Below are 20416 nucleotides of genomic sequence, written 5' to 3' on the forward strand. Positions count from 1 at the left end.
TGTGGAGCATTCATAAAAAGGTGAATCGTCTTTACTTATTCCCTTTTCCCACACTTTTTCCACCTGGAAATATTCATCAACCCATAGTCCAATAACTCTACAGGAGAGGGTGTAGTTTTTTATCCGTTCAACCGCTTTTTTGATCTGTTTTTTATGTGTTTTTTCGTCTACAGAATTAACTCCACAATCAAAGTGGCCAACAATGAAAATAAGATTAGAATCGTGTTTATTGATAGATATTGTTAATTTACTAAGTACATGAGTCGGATCAAAACTGTAATTTGCCAGTAATCCGTCCATACCTGCTTCGGTGATCATGTCCACATAATCTACTTCATAATTTTGAGTAATCCAATTAATAACCGGTATCTGAACCCGGCCATCAATACAATTAAAACATACCGCAAATTTAGAATTCATTTTAAAACCTCTAAAAAAATATTTTTTTTACTATTATTCAGTTCAACTTAAAATTGTTCTGATTATTAAAATCCTTTATTTTAATTAAATATAATAGGAATATTAAAGCCAATACGAGAGTATATCGTCTCTGTGGAATTTATAAAGGTTATTATCCTTAATATTAAAGATTCATATCTTGAAGGATATTTTCCATCTAATTGTCGTGTTTACTTATTATAACACCATACTCCTTTATAACTATATTTGTTGCTACATTGAAATCAAAAGAGTTAAATAGTTTTGTAGTAAAATAGTTTTGTGGTGATTGTAATGCCCCATCAAAAAACTTTGAATGTTAGGATTCCCATGGAATTAATGGACAAATTTAAAGAAAAATCGTATAAAAAATTTCATTATGAGAAAGGATCAATTAAAAAGGCGTGCATTGAGGCTCTGGAAGATTGGTGTGCTAAAAATTGAATTATTACTAATTCCCAAAAATTGATTATTTTTAAGAAATGGATCTTATATTCTTTATTTCAGATAATTATTTTTTAAAAAAATTGATTATATACTCAGTATTTAGATAATTATTTTAAGTTTGAATAACCAAAAGCCTGTTTTATAAAGTCTGAATTCCATATAAAATCATAAAATCCGGTTATTATATCCACAAACTCCTGATACTGATTCCATATAGCTATAGCAGTTTCTGATAATGCAGTATCTCCAGATACCTTGCAAAAAACAATTAACATCTCTTTTTTGTCTCTTACAATAAGTTTAATAAAGGGAACCGGGAAAAATTTTATTTCCAAGGGTGCATCTTCAATTATCTCCTTTATAGGAACTTCAACATCATCCACCTTACATTTAGAAGCAGTAAGGAGCCTTACATTTACTCCTTTTTTTGTAGCTTTTTCCAGATTTAATTTGAGCTTTGCAGGTTCTTCAGGAAACATTAACCCACCCATGACAAAAAGAGAGTCTTCAGCCCGGGATATGATCTCAAGCTCCTTTTTAACAATTTTATCTTTGCCATGAACCAACCATATTGGCGCTGGAACCTTGGGGATCTGGCTTTCATATACCTGGTTAATTTCTGCTTCAGCTAACTCCATAACCTCTTTAATGTGATTTTTAGATTTGTGGAAAACTTCATGAGGGGGTACAACCGTGAATTTTAATGGTTTTCCCCTGCTCATCTCAATAAATCCTTTTTCTTCTAGATTTTTTAAAACCTGGTATACCTTGGATCGGGGTACATTAGCAGCGATACTAATTTCAGTTGCATTGGCAGATATTAAAGAGTTTAAAGCAATATAAGTTTGTGTTTCATAATCAGTAAGTCCCATAAGTCTTAATGCCTCTGAAGTTTCCCTATTTAAAACCATAAAATTCACCTACACTTTTCAACTAATCAATGATTCTTTTTTGTATTGATAGAATAAACTTGTTGTTTCATTTTATACTACTTTAGTGACACAACATATAAATGGTTGTTCCCTTAAAACATGTTTAGGTAAAAGGGGATAAAGATATGACGCAAAAAAATGATTATGTTATCTTGACCAACCATCTCAACAAAAAATTCGGAAAATTCACTGCCGTAGATGGTTTAAACCTTAATGTAAAAGTTGGAGAAATATACGGATTGTTAGGCCCAAATGGAGCTGGAAAAACCACCATTATCAGGATGTTAACCAGCATCATCAATCCTACATCTGGAACAGCCAAAGTACTGGGAAAAAATATACCTGATGGAAATATATCCTCAAAAATTGGCTACATGCCCCAGGAAACAGGTATATACCTTAATTTAACTGTAAAACAGAACCTGAAATTTTACGGTCGAGTTTTCAATCTCAATAAAGAGGAAATGGAGAAAAGGGAAGAAGAACTCCTTGAATTTGTTGATCTAGAAGATTGGAAAGATGAAATGGTGGAAAACCTCAGCGGAGGTATGAAACACCGGGTATCCCTAGCCTGTACCCTAATCCACCAGCCAGAACTTCTTTTCCTGGATGAACCTACAGTAGGGGTGGACCCTGAACTTAGGATGTCCTTCTGGAACTATTTTCATCAACTGCGGGAAAAAGGAACTACTATCCTCATAACAACCCATTATATGGACGAAGCACGTCATTGCGACCGTATTGGATTTATGAAAAAGGGCCACCTCATAGCTGAAGACACCCCAGACAATCTCCTTAAAAAGAGCAGAACAGAATCACTTGAAGATGCTTTCCTTGTTTTCTCCAGGGAAGATGAAAAAACAAATAAAGGGATGATCCCATGAAATTTTACCGTGTAATGGCCGTCAGCCGTCGGGTTTTTCGAGATGTGGCCAATGATAAACGGAGCCTCGGCATGCTGTTTCTGGCACCTATCTTTGCCATGTGCGTCTTTGGCCTGGCCTTTAGTGGCGACGTAGAAGATGTTAATGTGATCATAGTAAACCAAGACCAGGGATTCATTTCAACACCAGGTAACACCACTTATCTTTCTGATACTATTATTTCCCATTTAGATACCGACGTTTTGAATATAGAAAATATGTCTGACCCTGCTGCTGCCCGAAATAAAGTGGTTAATGGTCAATCTTCTGCAGTGATTATCTTTCCTGAGAATTTCACCCAGAATGCCCTCCTAAAAACCCGTGATCCATCTTACCCTGATAATGCCCAAATAATAATCCAGGGCGATGATAGTATAACCAACATTAAAAATGCTATTTTAAAGACAGTAAATCAGGCTATTTCAGACACATTAGAAGAGGAAGGAGTAGAACCTGCTTTGAATGTTACTTCAGATCCTGTTTATGGTAAGGACGCTGATTTCATTGACTTTTTCGTGCCGGGAATTCTTGCCTTTGTTGTGTATCTGCTTACCACCATTTTAACCCTTATCACCTTCGTAGGTGAAAGGGTTAATGGTACTCTGGAGCGTGTGCTGGCCAGTCCAGTTACTGAAGGTGAACTGGTAACGGGATACGCCATAACCTTTGGTACTTTAGGTATCATGCAGGTTGGACTTCTGCTCTGCATTGCCATTCTGGTATTTAACATTATTGTGGTGGGTAATGTCCTTTTAGCATTTTTGGCTGTGGCTATTCTGGCTGTAACCTGCCAAGCCCTTGGAATATTACTATCCAGCTTGGCTAAAAGACCAGAACAAGCAATACAATTCTTCCCCTTTGTAATATTACCGGCTTTTCTTCTTTCAGGAGTATTCTGGCCACTGCAGGCCATACCCTCCTGGTTAAGACCATTTTCATACCTGGTACCTCCCACCTATGCTGTGGATGCCTGCCGGGCGGTGATGCTTAAAGGGTGGGGTCTGGACATGATATGGCCAGATATTATGGCACTGGTAATATTTGCCGTTCTATTTTTAGCTCTGGCCGTGTTTTCCCTAAAGAGAAGTAAAAAATAATTTTACTTTCTATTTTTTATTAAATAATCATTAGAAAAGTATAATAAATTATGTTAAAAATTTAGTTGAGTTATATTTCGTTATATGACAGCTTAACGAAGTTTTCAATAATAGATGTTCAACTTATGGATACCTAATAACTTTGATCTAAATTTTGTTAATTTAATGGAATAATTATAAAAATAGTAAAAAAGTAGAATTAGAACTCTTCCAGATTTTCCAGATTATCCGAAGCTATGCTATTTTTGTCAGTGCGCATATATTTGGTTCCATCCACTTCAATAAGTTCAACTTTCTGCCCCTTATCATAACGTCCTGTGTTATTTTTGATGACAGTTACAAATTCATAACCTTTTTCTAACCCTGCAACAACCTGCTCTCGCGACCATAATTTAGCATCACCAAGTTTATCTCCCAAATCTTTAGCGCCTCTTAATCTTTCTATGTGAGTTCTTTCACTGTTATATCTGACGGCAAATATGCAGTAGTCAGCCCATTTTACCATTTCATCTTCCCCTTTACAAATTTACTTTTCTATTGTTAAGTTTTACATAGCCCTTAATAAAAAGTTGTTTATGAAAAAATGGAACAACAGAATTTTTAATATTAACACTAATATATTGGGAACTGCTTTTATGTCAGAAAAAGAAATCAGCAGCTAAAAAAATTTGAAGATTAGAACTCTAATTCATCGTAAAACTCAGTGAAACTTTCTATAATCTGGTCTTTAATCTCATCTATACTGGGGCCTGAAAGATCTTTTAATATTAAAGTCACAGCAATATGGGCTATGTTCTTATGATAAACCACTTGTGAAAGGTCTTTATTTACTTCAAAACCCGTAATTAATGGATCGTATTCTTTTATTTTAGTTTTAATAAGTTCAACATCATCTTTTTCCAGTTCTGAATCAAGAAAATGAAATGTATAATTTTGTGCAAATGGCCCTTTTTTACCTAATTCCTTTGTATATTCAAATTCTAGCATCTTTCTTCACCAATTCTACATTATCAGATTACTCTTTTATAAGTTTTTAAAAAAATTAATCAGTAAATAATGTTATCAAATATTAATTCCATCCTTCATCGCCTTCAATGTTTTCAGGTATAACTCCGCACATTTTTTCTTTAACTATTTTATATAGTTCTTTTATAGGGCCAAATTTTATTTTGAAAGGTCTTCCTTCTATAAGATACAAAAGCATTTCTTGGGTTAATACTCCTTTAATTTTGGCATCTACTATTTTATCCCACTCGATTTTAATATTTTTTGTATTTGCTTTTCTAAAGTCTATTTTAACCCCATTTTCATGTGTTGAAATGTAAGCATATCTTTGTTCGTAGAGTTTTTTTCCACTTGCAACACCAAGACCAGTTATGCCAAAAAGTTCTGTTGAAATAACTTTAGATGTATTATCCCTTTCTTTGTAAACAGGCACACTAACTGAAAATTTTTGAGGATCCATTTTATTTATCATTTTTATTATGAGTGAATTTCCACAGTTAAAACAGAACTTAGCTTCATCTTGGTTTTTTTCTCCACAATTTGGACATTTCGTTTGAAACACCCCCCCCCCCCCATCAGTAATTTAAATCTAATTAACTATTATTTCTGTTTTATTCGTTCCTTTAACTTTTTAAGCTTTTTTCCATCAATCTTATCATGGTTAATCTTGATAAAATTAGGCAAATAAAACAATCTACATTTATTGGCTTTCCAAATTTGACAATTATCAATAGAAATGGTAACAACTTTGCCTACTTCATTAGTATTGAGTCTATTAAAAAAAGGTTCTAATTTATTCATTACACTTTCGGCTTCACTAAAACTTCCAACATTATCCAACTCGTCAATTAAATGATCAAAAAGATTAAATTCAGGAAACTCTTTTTTGATGGGATTTATTAAATAATCTAGAGGAACTTTTTTTCTTCCTACTCCGGTTATTGGTTTTCCTTGGCGATGATCCATGAAACCATAGGGGTTAATACTTTTGTCAAGAGTTAAAGGGATCAATAAAATATCCCTAAAACAAGCGATACCCGCTTCCTGAGAACACCATTTAGAATCCTTAAAATTATTACTTAATATAGGAATGAAAATATCTGCTTCCTTTAGTTCATTTAGAATGCGTTTTTTCCATTCTTCGGATATTTCAATATCATTATGGGCCATGAATGAGTTTATTCCCAATCTTTCAAGAATTTCTTTTACTTCAGCTGCAACAAGTTTTTCTTTATTAGAATAACTAATAAACACTTTAATCTTTTCTTTAGAGGAATTTTTTTCTATGGAGTTGATTTCAGATGGGGGTTGTTTGTCATTTAAAAATTCAGTTAAGCCACGATATTCATTTAAATAGCCTTTCGAAATCTTTAAATCTTCTTTGATGATGTGATTCATCATTTCTTTAGATTTAATGGGATTTTCTAGATATGCATCCCTAAGTACATATTTAATTTGCTCTGGATAATCTTCATCATTAAGAAATTGACTATTTAATAGTCTAGGATGTGTTTCTAATAAATTTTTAAAGTCAAAAGCTGCTAAAATTAAGTCCCAATCTATATCCTCTTTTTCATTGTTGTAAATGATTTTTGCAACTTTACCTACAAAAATTATGTTTTTATCAGCCATTTTATTTCACCATTTATATTGTTATTTTATTGTTGGGATTAATGCGTCTAATTCATCAATAAGATCGCCTTCTGCTATGAAATATTTACCATTTTTTTCAAAACAATAAGCTCGATAATAATAACTAGCCTGCCACGTGTATACTTCACATTCGGTTCCATTCACTTCTTTTAATTCTTTAGAACCTGAATAAAAGTTACAATCTTCTTCAATAGCATTTTTTACTTGTAAATAGTCCTTTTCATTATCATAATACTTAACTGACAAACCTAAAGATGCAGACTTCAAATACACGGTCTGGTTACTAGCACCTACTTCCATCTCAAGATTAGATGGATATTGGAATTCCATGTATTGGCTTTTATAAGTTTTATTTTCAGGTTCAGATGTACATCCTGAATTCATTACTATAAAAAATAGAACAGTTATCAATATCAATGATATTTTAAATTTTTTCATAAAGATAAAAACCCCCTGATTATTATGAATTTGATATCATTTATTAAAATCAATTTCTATTTTTTTCCTTGGACAAATCGAATCATTACATTTAAAATATTAGAATTTTGAATAATTGATAATAATAGTACAAGTAAAATATTGGGGGTTTGTTTTTAATATGCCAAAAGCACCAGAAGAAATCATAAAACTAGTAGAAAAATTCGAAAGAAATTACCCGGCTTACAAAAATCCCAGTTTTAAAGAAGAAAACATTAAACAAGAATTCATAAACCCTTTTTTCAAAGCCCTAGGCTGGGATGTGGATAACACAGCAGATGCAGCCCCCCAATACCGGGATGTTATTTTTGAAGATTCCATAAAAATTGCAGAAGGTACCAAAGCACCAGACTACTGTTTTACTCTCGCCGGTAGGAAAATGTTCTTTTTAGAAGCTAAAAAACCATCTGTAAATATAGATAAAGACATTAAACCCTCTTATCAGCTCAGGCGTTATGCTTGGAGCGCCAAACTACCATTATCAATACTAACTGATTTTGAAGAATTTGCAGTCTATGAATCACGGTCCCGGCCTAAAAAGACTGACCGGGCCAGTGTAGGTAGGATAAAATATTTAACCTACAAAGATTATGTGGAAGAATGGGATTACTTGTATAACACGTTCTCCAAGGATGCAGTCTTCAAAGGTTTATTTGATCAGTATGCTGAATCAACCAAGAAAAAAAGAGGCACAACCGAAGTTGATGACGAGTTCTTATCCGAGATAGAAACATGGCGAAAGTTACTAGCAAGGGATATTGCTCTTAGAAATCCTGATCTTTCAGTGGATGAGTTAAATTATTCTGTGCAGCAGATAATTGACCGGATAATCTTTTTGCGTATGGGTGAGGATAGAGGATCTGAAAAATATGGGCAACTGCGAAAGTTCCTGGACCAGGAAGAAATTTATCATGCATTATGTGAATTATGGAAAGATGCAGATGAAAAATACAATTCCGGCCTATTCCATTTCAAAGAGGAAAAAGGACAAAAAAGCCCACCAGATACATTAACGTTAGAATTAGAAATCAAAGATGGTGTATTCAAACAGATAATAAAGAATCTTTATTATCCTGATAGTCCCTATGAATTCTCAGTATTATCACCAGAAATACTGGGGAACGTCTATGAGCAGTTCCTGGGAAAAGTTATCAGATTAACAAAAGGCCACCGGGCCAAGATAGAAGAAAAACCAGAAGTCAAAAAAGCAGGTGGAATCTATTATACACCACAATTTATCGTTGATTACATAGTTGAAAATACTGTTGGTAAACTTTGCAAGGGTAAAACTCCCCAAAAAGTATCAAAACTTAGAATACTTGATCCAGCTTGTGGGTCAGGTTCATTCTTACTAGGAGCTTATAAATACCTTCTAAGATGGCATTTGGATTACTATACCAATTTAAGTGATAAAAATAGACTTAAAGGCCAAATATACAAAGGAAAAAGCAATGAATGGCACTTAACAATCAAAGAAAAGAAAAGAATACTCCTTAACAACATTTACGGGGTAGATATAGATCATCAGGCAGTTAATGTAACGAAACTCAGCTTATTACTCAAGGTATTAGAAGGAGAGAACAAAGACGTATTAGAAGCACAACAAAAACTCTACAAAGAAAGAGCTTTACCAGATCTGGAAAATAATATTAAATGTGGGAACTCTTTAATAGGAAATGAAATTTATGAAGATTCTGACTTAAATGAAAGTGATATTAAACGTATTAATCCTTTTGATTGGGAAAAAGAATTTGGAACTACTAAATTTGATGCAGTTATAGGAAATCCACCTTACATACGTATTCAAGCAATGAAAGAATGGGCTCCAATTGAAGTTGAGTTTTATAAGAAAAATTATGTTGCAGCAAGTAAAGGGAACTATGATGTCTATCTTGTTTTTGTTGAAAGAGGTCTTGATTTATTAAATGAAAAGGGACTATTAGGATTCATTTTACCTCACAAGTTTTTCAATGCAAAATATGGTCAACCTTTGCGCTCATTAATTGCAGATGGAAGGTGCTTGGATAAAATCGTGCATTTTGGTGATGAACAGGTATTTGAGAATGCAACAACTTATACCTGCCTCCTATTTTTGAATAATTCTAGTCATAAGATCTTTAAATTAATAAAAGTAAATAATTTAGATAAATGGCGTAGTTCTAGAGAATCAGTTGAAGGAAAAATTAATTTAAATAAAGTTAATGGGGATGAATGGAATTTTATTGTAGGTAGAGGTTCTGAAATCTTCAATAGACTAGATGAAATGCCTATAAAGCTTGGAAGTATTGCTCATCTATTTGTTGGGCTGCAAACTAATGCTGATAATATTTTTATTCTTGAAGAAATATCGAAAGATGGTAAAACTGTTCTTTGTAAGTCTAAGGCAATGAATACAGAACACTGGTTTGAAGATGATCATATTAAGCATTTTTTAAAAGGTTCAGTTAATATTCGTCGTTATTACCTTGAAAATGTCAATAAAAGGCTTATTTTTCCATATGAAATGCAAGGTGCAAAATCAGTGCTTATATCTCAAGATAACTATAAGAAAAATTATCCTTTAACTTGGGATTACCTCAATGATAATAGAAAAGTGCTTTCATCGAGGAATAAAGGGAAAATGGGTAATGAATGGTACGGTTATGTTTATAAAAAGAATCATACTCGCTTAAGTATGCCTAAACTTGTTGTTCCTTCTTTAGCAAATCAAAGTTCTTTCGCACCGGATTTAAAAGGAGAATACTACTTCGCTGGAAGTGGAGGAGGGGGAGGGGGAGGTTATGGAATAGTTTTAAATGACAATGAACCTATATCTTACTATTACCTATTAGGCATTTTAAATTCAACAATATCAACTTTTTTCCTTAAGAATGTAAGTACGACATTTAGGGGTGGCTATATGGCCTTAAACCGCCAATATATTGAAAAAATTCCAATAAGGACAATTGATTTTGATAATCCCAAGGAAGCTAGTCTTCATAATAAAATGGTTGAATTAGTTGAAAAAATGCTAAAATTACATGAAGATTTAACAAATAGTAAAATTCCGAATGAAAAAGAGATGATCCAACGTCAAATTGATGCTATGGATAAACAGATTGATCAGTTGGTTTATGACTTATACGACTTAACATCTGAGGAGATCAAGATCATAGAAGACAGTCTCAGTGCTTAAATTATTTTTTTTAATATACAATTTAACGGATTTGGTATCGTTGGTAATAAAAAAGATGAAAACGACCGAAAAAGTTGAATGCAGAAAACTTAGACAGAAATATAGATGTGAACCTATTTGTAAAGAACTAAATGAATTAATAAAAAATATAACAAATTTGGTTATTAAAGAGGGTGAAGGTTACAGAGCTCCATCATACCAGTTTGAGCAGCATAGAGACTTGCTTTTTAGTCATCTTTATGAAAAGACGGATCTTAAGGATAGACTTAACAATCTTAAAGTTTCAGATAGTTCTCTTGGAAATTTATTAGAGATTTTTTATAAACTCAGAAAAACAGATGAAAATATACTTACAGACAAATTAATGGAATTTTTGGAAGTAGAATTAACTAAAATAAAAAAAAGAAAGGTAAAAACTTATAAATTTTTAACTTTATTAAATATTCAAAAATTCAGACAAATTGACTTAATTGATTCATTTAATGTTCAAAAAGAATTTAACATATACCGAAGTATTTTAGAATTATTCAACATTAAAAGAGTAACCTTAGAAGATTATTTTTTAAATATAGACAAAAAAGATAAAAGTGAAACCTCTGATGAAAAATTCATAAGAAAAGTTTTGAAAGCTTATGAAAGTTCATGGGGCGAAATTATTGAGATAAATGTCAAAGCAAGAGATTATGGATTTGCTTTTAAAGAAGCCAATATGATTTTAGATTTGTTTTTTGGTTTTTTATCATGGGTTAGATATGGATTTGTTACATTTCAACGTTATGGGTACATTGAATATTCTATTGAAGAAATAAATAGTATTTCATACATTGTTTTAAAAAATAACAAATTATTTGGACCCTCTAAATTTAAAGAATATCATATAACGTCAATAATGAAAGATGTTAATGAATTGAGTCTAAGTAATGTTGTTGATTTGAAAATTAGGGAAAAGGATCAAAAATTTAGAGATTTTATCACAATTGTAAATAAAATACAAAAAAACAGGAAAAAAAATAAATTATGGAAAATTTTACAAGAAATTCTTCGTTTATATCATGCTGCTTGTACTGAGAAAAGTCTACATTATTCTTTTCTTAAATTTTGGATGGTTGCTGAAAAAATATTAAGAAAAATTAGAGGAAGAAGTAAAGACGAAGAATTATTAACCATTATGGCTAAAGTTCTCAAAATATCTGTTAATCTACCCATTGAGGAATTTATAGAAAAACGAATTAAATTTCTTTATAACAAAAGGAATAAATTGGTTCATGAAGGCAAATTTGAAACAATTTCACAAGAAGATAGAAACATATCAAAACTTATAGCTGATAGTACTCTCAGGTTCTATATAGATTATTTACTAACATTCCAAAGTGTTAATGAATATAATTTCTTGATTCAAAATATATCAAAAAATATTGAGGATATCAAAAGATATTCTGAAATATTGGACTTTATTGAAAAAGATAAAGAAGAAGAAAAGATACTTCAAATTATGAAAAGATGGTTATCCTCAAAATAAAGTTTTGTTATTTTGAAGTGTTAGATTTTTCCACACAAATCCTGATACACAAGATCATTTCGATACTTGAAATTCGAATCCCACTCTACCATGATTACTTCGTAATCACCTCCCGGGAAGTAGTAATAATTGTTTTCAGATCAGCAATTGACCAAGTTCCAGAAAATTGATACTAAAATTGATAAGATGATTTATTAAGTACAAGACCTAACGCCAGAGCAGATTAAGATTATCAAGGATTCTGTTAGTTGATCATTTTATATATTATAATTTTATTTTTGTAATATAATAATACTAAAAATTTATTAACAAGTATTAGTCATATCATATGCTACATATAATTGGTAAATTTGGCTAATTATATGAAAAATAAAATTTTTATTTTGCGGGGGGATTTTTTATGGATGAATTTTTTAAATTTGTCCAAGAATCTTATGGAATTGGAAAAAGTTTAAAAATAAAAAATAAAATAGCAGTTAGACCTATTGAAATATTTGAAAGACCATTTGCGGTGGACATGTCCACAGGATTAATGTCAATGGATGGAATATTTGATGTATCAAAGGGAGAACAGTTAATAGGAATTTATTATACTCCCACCATTCCCATGCCATCAGATATTCAAGGTTATTATTATGTGATTTCCGCGCCATCAGGATCTGGGATTAAAATTACTTGGAGTCCTCCCGCGCATAACATTATGATACGTCATTATCCCCTTGGTAAACCTCCAGTACAAAATTTATATCAAGGACGACCTCTTTTAAGATATATTAACGCTGATTTTTCAAATGCTAAACCTGGAAAATATCCATTGCGTTTTGAGGCTTATGAAGTTCCGTTAAGTGGTGTTGGGCCGATACGTCGTCCTGAATGGGATTTGGAGAAATATATTTTTGTTACCAAGACAACTGCGGATCACTTTACGAATAATTATGTGGCTGAATGTCCAGAAGGTAATTTAGTAACACATTTTACCAAAGTTGGTGTTTATCCATGGATGGATTGGAAAAAATGGATTATGCCACCTACTACAGCTAAAGCTCCGAGTGTATTCCCGCCACTGATCATTCCCATTGATTTTTCAATGGAAATGCATCCTACGGAACCTTTTTTTGGTAAATTAGGGCCACTGCCCTATTCTGATCCGTTATGGAAAGTTTTAGGGGCAATAGCTGCTATCCTTTTAGCAATAGCTAGTGCAATTCTCGGTGGCTTGGCAGGATCAAAAGAGGGCAAATGGGTATGTGAACAAAGACAGGGCATTCCAGGCAATACGATATGTGGTTTAGAGGGTTTATCAAATGAACAAAAATATTTGATAGCTGCTAGTTCAATTTGTGGAATTATTGCCGGCATTTTAGGCAAATTAGCTTTAAGTGATGGTGAAGATCCATTTCTTGCAGGTGAAAAAAATACTGATCCTGCTTTAAACGAAGCCACTACCAAAGAAACTGTAGATGTGCAGATTGATTATCTTGGTTTCCCTAATATTGCTGGACCTGCGGACTTAAATGTAAATTGGCAATTTAATAGATATACAGATTCAGGTAACATTTACAGTCATTCGGATACATGGAAAATACGTGCAAATCCCGTGAATGAAAAAACTAAAACATCAAAAAAAGAATACTATTTGAATGAAGACGTTACAATCACTTCTTCATTTGATCATGATGGAAAATTACTTGTTGGCAGTGATGCTTATGTAACAGGATTTCTTTTAGGACCTAATGATCAATTCAAACCTATAAATTTAAATGATACATTAAATCCAGGAAAATATGAATATACTAATAAATTCACTTCATCGAAGGATATAGGTAAGTGGGAGATTATTATTATAGCACAATCAGTTAATAAAGCACGAGAATTTGATACACCTGAAGAAAGTGCCAAATCAATCGGTGGTTCTGTATTAAACCAAATTTTAACAAAAATTCCTAAACGTGAATGTGTTCTTAAGTTTGTAAAATCCGCTACATTTGAAATAATTCCTCCCAAACCAGTAATAGAGTGATAGAAATAATTTTATGAACATTATTTTTCTTTCACTTATTTTTTAATACTCTAAACTTTATTTTGAAGTTTTTTATTCTCTGCATAATTCCTGATACACAGGATCATCCAATAAAGGAAATTAGAATTCCACTCAATCAAAACTATTTCATACTCCCCTCCTGGAAGTAGTAGTAAGTGTTTTCAGGACCAGGAATCTCATCAGGGTTGGGGTCTAGTTCTATTAGTTTGATAGTATGGCAGGTTTTTTATCTCTTTTTTAATGAAAATATTCTCACGGGTTAATTTTTCCACTTGAAAAAAAACCCACATACTCCTCATAATCAATCCCATATTCCAAAATTATTCTATGAATCCCTTTTTGGTAAGTAACACTTTTTTTATATTTTTCATCTGGGTTTTATAATGGTTTCATCTCTTATTCTACCCTGATTTCTCCTGTTTCTATTGAAAAGTTATTTGATGATCTTTTAACTCATAATATCCGTTCTGCGAAGTTTTACGGACTTATTTATGAAAATACTATTTGTTAGTATAAATGTTTTTATGAGTTGTCAAACAGATCTAATAACAGAACTGGGGGGTTTAATATGTTAAAAAAAGGAAGTAAAGGATATACAGTTGGTTTAACCCAGCTTTTTTTACAGAGTTTGGGTTTTTATAAAGGAAAAATAGATAATGATTTTGGAGCAGTGACTGAAAATGCAGTAAAATCATATCAAAAAGCTAAAAAGCTCAGTATAGATGGAAAGATAGACAGTGAAACTGCAAATTCATTATTGAATAATTTAAAAGTGAATTTAAAAAAAGGAAGTAAAGGTTCTCTTGTAAATAGATATATGGGCCTACTAAAAGTCAAGAAATATTACTCTGGTAAGGTAGATTCTATTTTTGGTCCTCTAATGGAAGCATCTGTAAAAAAATATCAAAAAGATAGGAAGTTAACTGTAGATGGTGTAATTGGGAATATAACTGGTAAATCTCTTTATTATACTGGAGCTGGAATATCAGGGACTCCAACAGAACCCAGCCCAAAGAAAGTAGAAACAGAAAAAGTAGCTGCTTATAAAATATATTATCTGGATAAAAGTTATGGTGGAAACATCCTACAAAATCCTGAAATAGCAGATAATATCCCACAAACCGCTTTATTTAAGAAAATAGCTGAAATGAGTAAAAATGGAAGGGTAGTTGTTGAATTAGGGGAAGGAAACGGTGAAAACGTTTTAGTTGAAGCCTGTATCCATGGAAATGAGGAAGAAGCATCCATAGCTACAATGAAATATCTGGAAAGTGTTAAGGATAAAAAGATAAAAGGAAAACTTTATGTCGTTCCTTTTGCATTCCCGGCAAATACTGCTAAAAATCAGAGAAATTACATAGTAAATGCTAAGTCTTACGATCCCAACCGTACTGCAAATTATCCAGGATCACCCGGCCATAATATAGTTAACTTCGCTAAAAAGAAAGGAATTAAAAGGATACTCGACAACCATAGTGGTGGAGGAGTTTCACCTAAAGGATTAATATTTTACAGGTATGATACTGAAACTAAATGGTATAACAAAATAAAATCTAAATCGGGTTGTACAGGCCAAAAAATCGGAGGAATTGTAGGTTCCATAAGAAAAGTTGCCAATGACAATAATATGTCCTGTATAACCTTAGAAGTGGAAAGAGATACCAGACCAACCAGAGATATGGCCACCACAAATTATAAAATGCTTGTACCAGCCATGCAATTTTTTGGTTTCCCATAATCCATATAACAAAATAAGAATACTTCAAATGGAAGGGGGACTTGTTGATGAAAAAGGGAATAAATAAAAATAACAACCTAATTAAATTTTTAATTATCTTAGGAATTGTAATATGCTCTCTATCACTGGTGGCTGCCCACCAGCCCAGGATAACTGATGGGGATTATTCTCTTCTAGAAAATGCCGTGTTGATTGAACAGCCAGAAATTTCCCAGGCATTTTATGGCCAACTTACTGGAAAACCAGTGTACTACAAGATAACTTCAGATAAACCATTTAAATTATATGTGGGCATTTTAATACCGGACATCTCCGGTGTCCAGAAAAATTTTATGTCAGTAGAAGTTACTGATTCTGCAGGTAATAGTGTCCTATTTTTAAATGGTTCTGATTATGATTGGAAGCCATATTTTGAGGAATTTGGAGGGGACCAATACCTTGAAGGCCCGGAAGCCCGGAAGAATGTAACGGCCGGGACCTATTATATCAAGGTTTTCAATAGCAATAATCAGGGAAAGTATTCACTGGCAGTTGGGGAAATTGAATCGTTTCCCCCATTAGAATCCCTGCAGGCTATGGTTTTATTACCTATCCTGAAACAGCAGTTTTTTGAGAAGAATATAGTGGTATTCCTTTTACAGTTCGTTGGTATTATAATTGCCCTTGGTACTTTAACCGTCATGCTCTCCTTAAATCTTAAAGCTAAAAAATCAGAGGAATGGCTAGAAACAGCGCTTAAAGTAAATCCTTATATTAAAAACTTTTACTGGATAGGATTTATATTAACCATAATACTCTGGCTGGCCCACTACATCAGTAATCCATTGAACATACTGGGGATCATCAATACCCTGGTCCTGGTAATATTGGTAATAATGTCCTACAATTTAAATAAGAAATTTGCCAATATAACCATGGACAAGTTATATCTAAAAAGAAGTGTGGCTTTATATGTACTGTGGTGGTTATTCGTGTTTTTAACTGTCACCGTGATCTAAAAAAAACTAGAATTAAAAATTATAAGAGGCTAGTAATGGAGAAAATGTTATAAATGGAAGTCATCAGTCTAGTAACTATTTTTGGACTGGCTATTCTAGAGTTATGGGTAGCCATACCTGCTGGTTTTGCATTTGAGCTAAATCCAATCCTTATTATCATACTTTCCACGTCGGGTAATATTGCTGGAGCTTTAATTATCCTGGTAATTGGTGAAAATATCAGGGACCGTATTTTAAAGTGGCGGTTGGGGGATGATAAGAAGAATAGTCGCCTCTATCATATATGGAATAAATATGGTTTAATTGGATTGGGATTATCTTCACCATTATTATTCGGAGCCTGGCTGGGCACCGCCCTTGGGGTAGCTTTAGATGCCCCTAACGGGCGTTTAATGCCTTGGATGAGTGTAGGAATTATATTGTGGAGTATTGGACTTACAACTGCCATATACTATGGAATATCTTTTTTAAACATATAATTCCATGCTTTGTTAGGTAATATCTGGATATTAAAATTTATAATGACCTATGGCCCAGATTTAGGAGTAGAACAAAAATTTATCCTTTATTAATAAAAAATTAATATTATATATTGAATAGTTTTAGTTAAGGGAACTTGATCGAAACATTTAATAGTGTACCAAGTAAATTTAAAAGAGATATTAACCTAAAAGTTAATATAATTAAATTATGATATTTATTTTAAGATACTATTAATATAATACAATTAACGTTCAAAATAGCATTAAAAGGTGTTTCAATTGGATAAGATAAAAATAGCGATAATTGGTTTGGGTAACTGTGCCAGCTCACTAATACAGGGCATTCACTATTATAAAGACAAAAAACCAGAAGACGCTATAGGTTTGATGCACTGGGATATTGGAGGATACAATCCCAGCGATATCGAAGTTGTGGCTGCTTTTGATATAGACAAGAGAAAGGTAGGAAAAGATGTAAGCGAAGCCATTTTCGCCAGGCCTAACTGCACCCAGGTTTTCTGTGAAGATATTCCTGAAACTGGAGTCAGAGTGTCAATGGGTAAAGTATTAGATGGTGTTGCCCCACACATGAAAGACTATAAAGATGATTACACGTTTATGGTTGCAGATGAAGAAGAATCAGATGTTGTTCAAATATTAAAGGATAGTGGAGCAGAAGTTCTTCTAAACTATCTGCCAGTAGGATCAGAAAAAGCGGCCCGTTTTTATGCCCAGTGCGCGCTGGATGCAGGAGTAGCCTACATCAACAACATGCCGGTTTTCATTGTCAGCGACGATGAATGGGCCTCTAAATTTGAAGAAAAAGGGATACCCATGGTTGGTGATGATATAAAAGCCCAAATAGGTGCCACCATAACCCATAGAACCCTTGCTAACCTCTTCAAAGAGAGAGGAGTTAAATTAGATCGGACCTATCAACTTAATACCGGTGGTAACACCGATTTTCTTAACATGCTAAATAGAACTCGCCTGGATTCAAAAAAGGAATCAAAAACCGAGGCAGTTCAATCCATTCTTGCAGAACGATTGGAACCCGAAAATATTCATATAGGACCCAGTGACTATGTTAACTGGCAAAAAGATAACAAAATCTGCTTCCTGCGCATGGAAGGCAGGACCTTTGGTGATGTTCCTATGAATATTGAGTTAAGGTTGAGTGTGGAAGATTCCCCCAATTCAGCCGGATGTGTTATAGACGCTGTGAGATGCTGTAAACTTGCCCTTGAACGTGGTATCGGAGGACAGTTAACATCCATATCTGCCTATACCATGAAACACCCCCCAGAGCAGTTTATTGATGAAGAAGCATTTAACATGGTCAATGAATTTATAGACGGAAAAAGAGAAAGATAATTTCCTATTATTTTATTATTTTTATTGTATGCCTAAAATAACTAATTCTTTTTTTAATAACAATCTTAATAACAATACTTCTCTTTCTTTTTAATTTAGTATTACATTAAAAAATGATTTAAAATAAATATTATAATTTAAAGTCACCGTGTGCTATTTAATAAGCTTTCCCTAAGTTAAACACAAAAAATTTCAATTTAAAAGGGTATTAAAGCCAGATATTAGGAAAGTTTTAACCATCATTATATGAAGTCTCCATACTAAAGGGACAATATATATGGAACTTAGTACTATGTATATAGAGAAATAAATAGTAATTCAATGACATTACGAGGGTCACAATGAAAAGAATAGAAATCATAGAAACAGCATTTAGGGATGCACATCAATCTCTTCTGGCAACCAGAATGAGAACTCGGGACATGTTACCCATTGCTGAAGAAATGGACAAAGTTGGATTTTTTTCAATGGAAGTTTGGGGAGGTGCAACTTTTGATACTTGCATTCGTTACCTTAACGAAGATCCATGGGAAAGGCTAAGAAGCCTTAAAGAAGTCATAACCAAGACCCCCCTTCAAATGTTACTTCGTGGTCAAAACCTGGTGGGCTACAAACACTACCCTGACGACATAGTCAGAAAATTCGTGGAAAAATCATATGAAAATGGGATAGATGTTTTCCGAATCTTTGACGCTTTAAATGATTTTAGAAATATGGAACAATCTATCAAAGTTGCAAAGGAGCAAGGCGCTTATGTACAGGGTACTATATCTTACACTATCAGTCCATTCCATACCATAGAAAAATATGTCGAGTTTGTAAAAAAATTAGAAGAAATGGAATGTGATGCCGTAACAATAAAAGATATGGCCGGACTCATATCACCCCAAAATACTTATAACCTTATAAAAACTCTTAAAGAAGAAACTGATCTTGACATAAATCTGCATTGCCACTGCACCAGTGGTATGACTCCTATGAGCTATTATGTCGCCTGTGAAGCTGGCGTGGATGTTCTTGATACAGCAATATCACCCTTTGCATGGGGAGCATCGCAGCCCCCAACAGAAAGTATAGTGGCTGCACTTAAAAATACCCCATACGATACTGGACTTGATTTAAAACTTTTAACCCATATAAAGAAATATTTCGAGGAAATTAAGAAAAAATACGGTGGTATATTAGATCCTATTGCTGAGGGCATTGATACAGATGTTTTAATCTATCAGATCCCTGGAGGCATGCTCTCCAACCTGGTATCCCAACTAAAACAACAAAATGCAATGGATAAATATGAGGAAGTTCTAGCTGAGATGCCTAAAGTCAGGAAAGAACTGGGATACCCCCCATTAGTAACACCCACCAGCCAAATAGTAGGTATACAGGCTGTGATGAATGTTTTAGGTGGAGAAAGATATAAATCTGTATCTAAAGAGGTAAAAGATTACATTAAAGGATTTTATGGTAAACCTCCTGCTCCTATTGATCAAGAGATCGCTAAAAAAATCATAGGCGATGAAGAAGTAATTGATGTTCGACCAGCTGATCTTCTAGAACCACAATATGAAGAATTGAAAAAAGAAGCAGAAGATATGGGTATTATTAAAAAAGAAGAGGATGTCTTAACCTATGCCCTTTATCCAGCTGTTGCACCAAAATTCCTCAAAGGTGAAGCTGAAGAAGAAACTTTGGAACCGCCTAAAGAAACAGGACCAGCTGAAACTTCTGCTGCAGTACCCACTGAGTACAGTGTTGAGGTCGATGGTGATGTTTTCGATGTAAAGGTTGTTCCCACCGGTTACATGGAGATTGCAGATGCCACTATGCCAGATAAACCTTCTGGACCTGTTGAAGGCGGTGTGACCTCCACTATGCAAGGCATGATACTCAAACTTAAAGTTAATCCTGGTGATAAGGTCCAGGAAGGTGATGTGGTGGCAGTAATTGAAGCCATGAAAATGGAAAATGACATCCACGCACCACAGTCCGGCACTCTGGATGAGATATTTGTTGCAGAAGGAGATAATGTAAACGCCGGAGATACCTTGATGGTTATAAAATAAGATGAATAGGTATATGGATTTAAAAATAGGTTAAACTATTTGTCTTTTCTTTAT

The 20416-nt window shown here is 33.3% G+C and carries 16 protein-coding genes and 1 pseudogene; 10 read left to right on the forward strand and 7 right to left on the reverse strand.

The features are described 5' to 3' along the window. Positions 1–60: 60 nt before the first annotated feature. Positions 61–420: pseudogene (locus CIT01_03335) on the reverse strand (hypothetical protein). A gap of 572 nt (positions 421–992) precedes the next feature. Further along, on the reverse strand, positions 993–1796 hold the full coding sequence (locus CIT01_03340) for a TrmB family transcriptional regulator (GenBank protein AXV37299.1): 804 nt from the start codon (positions 1794–1796) through the stop codon (positions 993–995). 146 nt (positions 1797–1942) lie between these two features. Between CIT01_03340 and CIT01_03345 the strand changes: the two genes are divergently transcribed. Further along, the gene (locus tag CIT01_03345; protein AXV37300.1) at positions 1943–2701 is read left to right on the forward strand and encodes an ABC transporter ATP-binding protein; all 759 of its coding nucleotides are present in this window, start codon (positions 1943–1945) and stop codon (positions 2699–2701) included. Further along, positions 2698–3837 (forward strand): ABC transporter, encoded by a 1140-nt coding sequence (locus CIT01_03350; GenBank protein ID AXV37301.1) that lies wholly within the window; start codon positions 2698–2700, stop codon positions 3835–3837. Before CIT01_03345 ends, CIT01_03350 begins: the two co-directional genes overlap by 4 nt. 199 nt (positions 3838–4036) lie before the next feature. Here CIT01_03350 and CIT01_03355 read toward each other — a convergent pair whose 3' ends face one another. From CIT01_03355 to CIT01_03375, 5 genes are all read right to left on the reverse strand, one after another. Further along, complete coding sequence (locus CIT01_03355; GenBank protein AXV37302.1) at positions 4037–4342, reverse strand: hypothetical protein; 306 nt, start codon at positions 4340–4342, stop codon at positions 4037–4039. Between the two features lie 170 nt (positions 4343–4512). Then, positions 4513–4824, reverse strand: coding sequence for a hypothetical protein (locus CIT01_03360; protein AXV37303.1), 312 nt, complete (start codon positions 4822–4824; stop codon positions 4513–4515). 82 nt (positions 4825–4906) lie between these two features. Continuing rightward, the gene (locus CIT01_03365; protein ID AXV37304.1) at positions 4907–5425 is read right to left on the reverse strand and encodes a hypothetical protein; all 519 of its coding nucleotides are present in this window, start codon (positions 5423–5425) and stop codon (positions 4907–4909) included. A gap of 17 nt (positions 5426–5442) precedes the next feature. Next, on the reverse strand, positions 5443–6474 hold the full coding sequence (locus CIT01_03370; GenBank protein ID AXV37305.1) for a hypothetical protein: 1032 nt from the start codon (positions 6472–6474) through the stop codon (positions 5443–5445). A 21-nt stretch (positions 6475–6495) separates the two neighbouring features. Beyond that, a complete protein-coding gene (locus CIT01_03375; GenBank protein ID AXV37306.1) occupies positions 6496–6933 on the reverse strand; it encodes a hypothetical protein in 438 nt (145 codons plus the stop codon). Positions 6934–7093: 160 nt separating this feature from the next. Here CIT01_03375 and CIT01_03380 point away from each other — a divergent pair, with 160 nt between their 5' ends. The 8 genes from CIT01_03380 (at position 7094) to oadA (ending at position 20362) form a co-directional block, all read left to right on the forward strand. After that, positions 7094–10147 (forward strand): restriction endonuclease subunit M, encoded by a 3054-nt coding sequence (locus tag CIT01_03380; protein AXV37307.1) that lies wholly within the window; start codon positions 7094–7096, stop codon positions 10145–10147. Next, on the forward strand, positions 10140–11666 hold the full coding sequence (locus tag CIT01_03385; GenBank protein ID AXV37308.1) for a hypothetical protein: 1527 nt from the start codon (positions 10140–10142) through the stop codon (positions 11664–11666). The genes CIT01_03380 and CIT01_03385 overlap by 8 nt, the downstream gene beginning before the upstream one ends. A gap of 400 nt (positions 11667–12066) precedes the next feature. After that, on the forward strand, positions 12067–13686 hold the full coding sequence (locus CIT01_03390) for a hypothetical protein (protein ID AXV37309.1): 1620 nt from the start codon (positions 12067–12069) through the stop codon (positions 13684–13686). 589 nt (positions 13687–14275) lie between these two features. Then, on the forward strand, positions 14276–15445 hold the full coding sequence (locus CIT01_03395) for a hypothetical protein (protein AXV37310.1): 1170 nt from the start codon (positions 14276–14278) through the stop codon (positions 15443–15445). A gap of 47 nt (positions 15446–15492) precedes the next feature. Next, positions 15493–16443 (forward strand): hypothetical protein, encoded by a 951-nt coding sequence (locus CIT01_03400; GenBank protein ID AXV37311.1) that lies wholly within the window; start codon positions 15493–15495, stop codon positions 16441–16443. 53 nt (positions 16444–16496) lie between these two features. Then, complete coding sequence (locus CIT01_03405; GenBank protein ID AXV37312.1) at positions 16497–16922, forward strand: small multi-drug export protein; 426 nt, start codon at positions 16497–16499, stop codon at positions 16920–16922. Positions 16923–17204: 282 nt separating this feature from the next. After that, positions 17205–18299 (forward strand): inositol-3-phosphate synthase, encoded by a 1095-nt coding sequence (locus CIT01_03410; protein AXV37313.1) that lies wholly within the window; start codon positions 17205–17207, stop codon positions 18297–18299. A gap of 341 nt (positions 18300–18640) precedes the next feature. Further along, entirely contained in the window at positions 18641–20362 is a 1722-nt protein-coding gene (gene oadA, locus CIT01_03415; GenBank protein ID AXV37314.1) for an oxaloacetate decarboxylase subunit alpha, read from the forward strand. Positions 20363–20416: the final 54 nt, after the last annotated feature.

Origin of the sequence: Methanobacterium sp. BRmetb2 (assembly GCA_003491285.1) — an archaeon.
GTDB lineage: Archaea > Methanobacteriota > Methanobacteria > Methanobacteriales > Methanobacteriaceae > UBA117.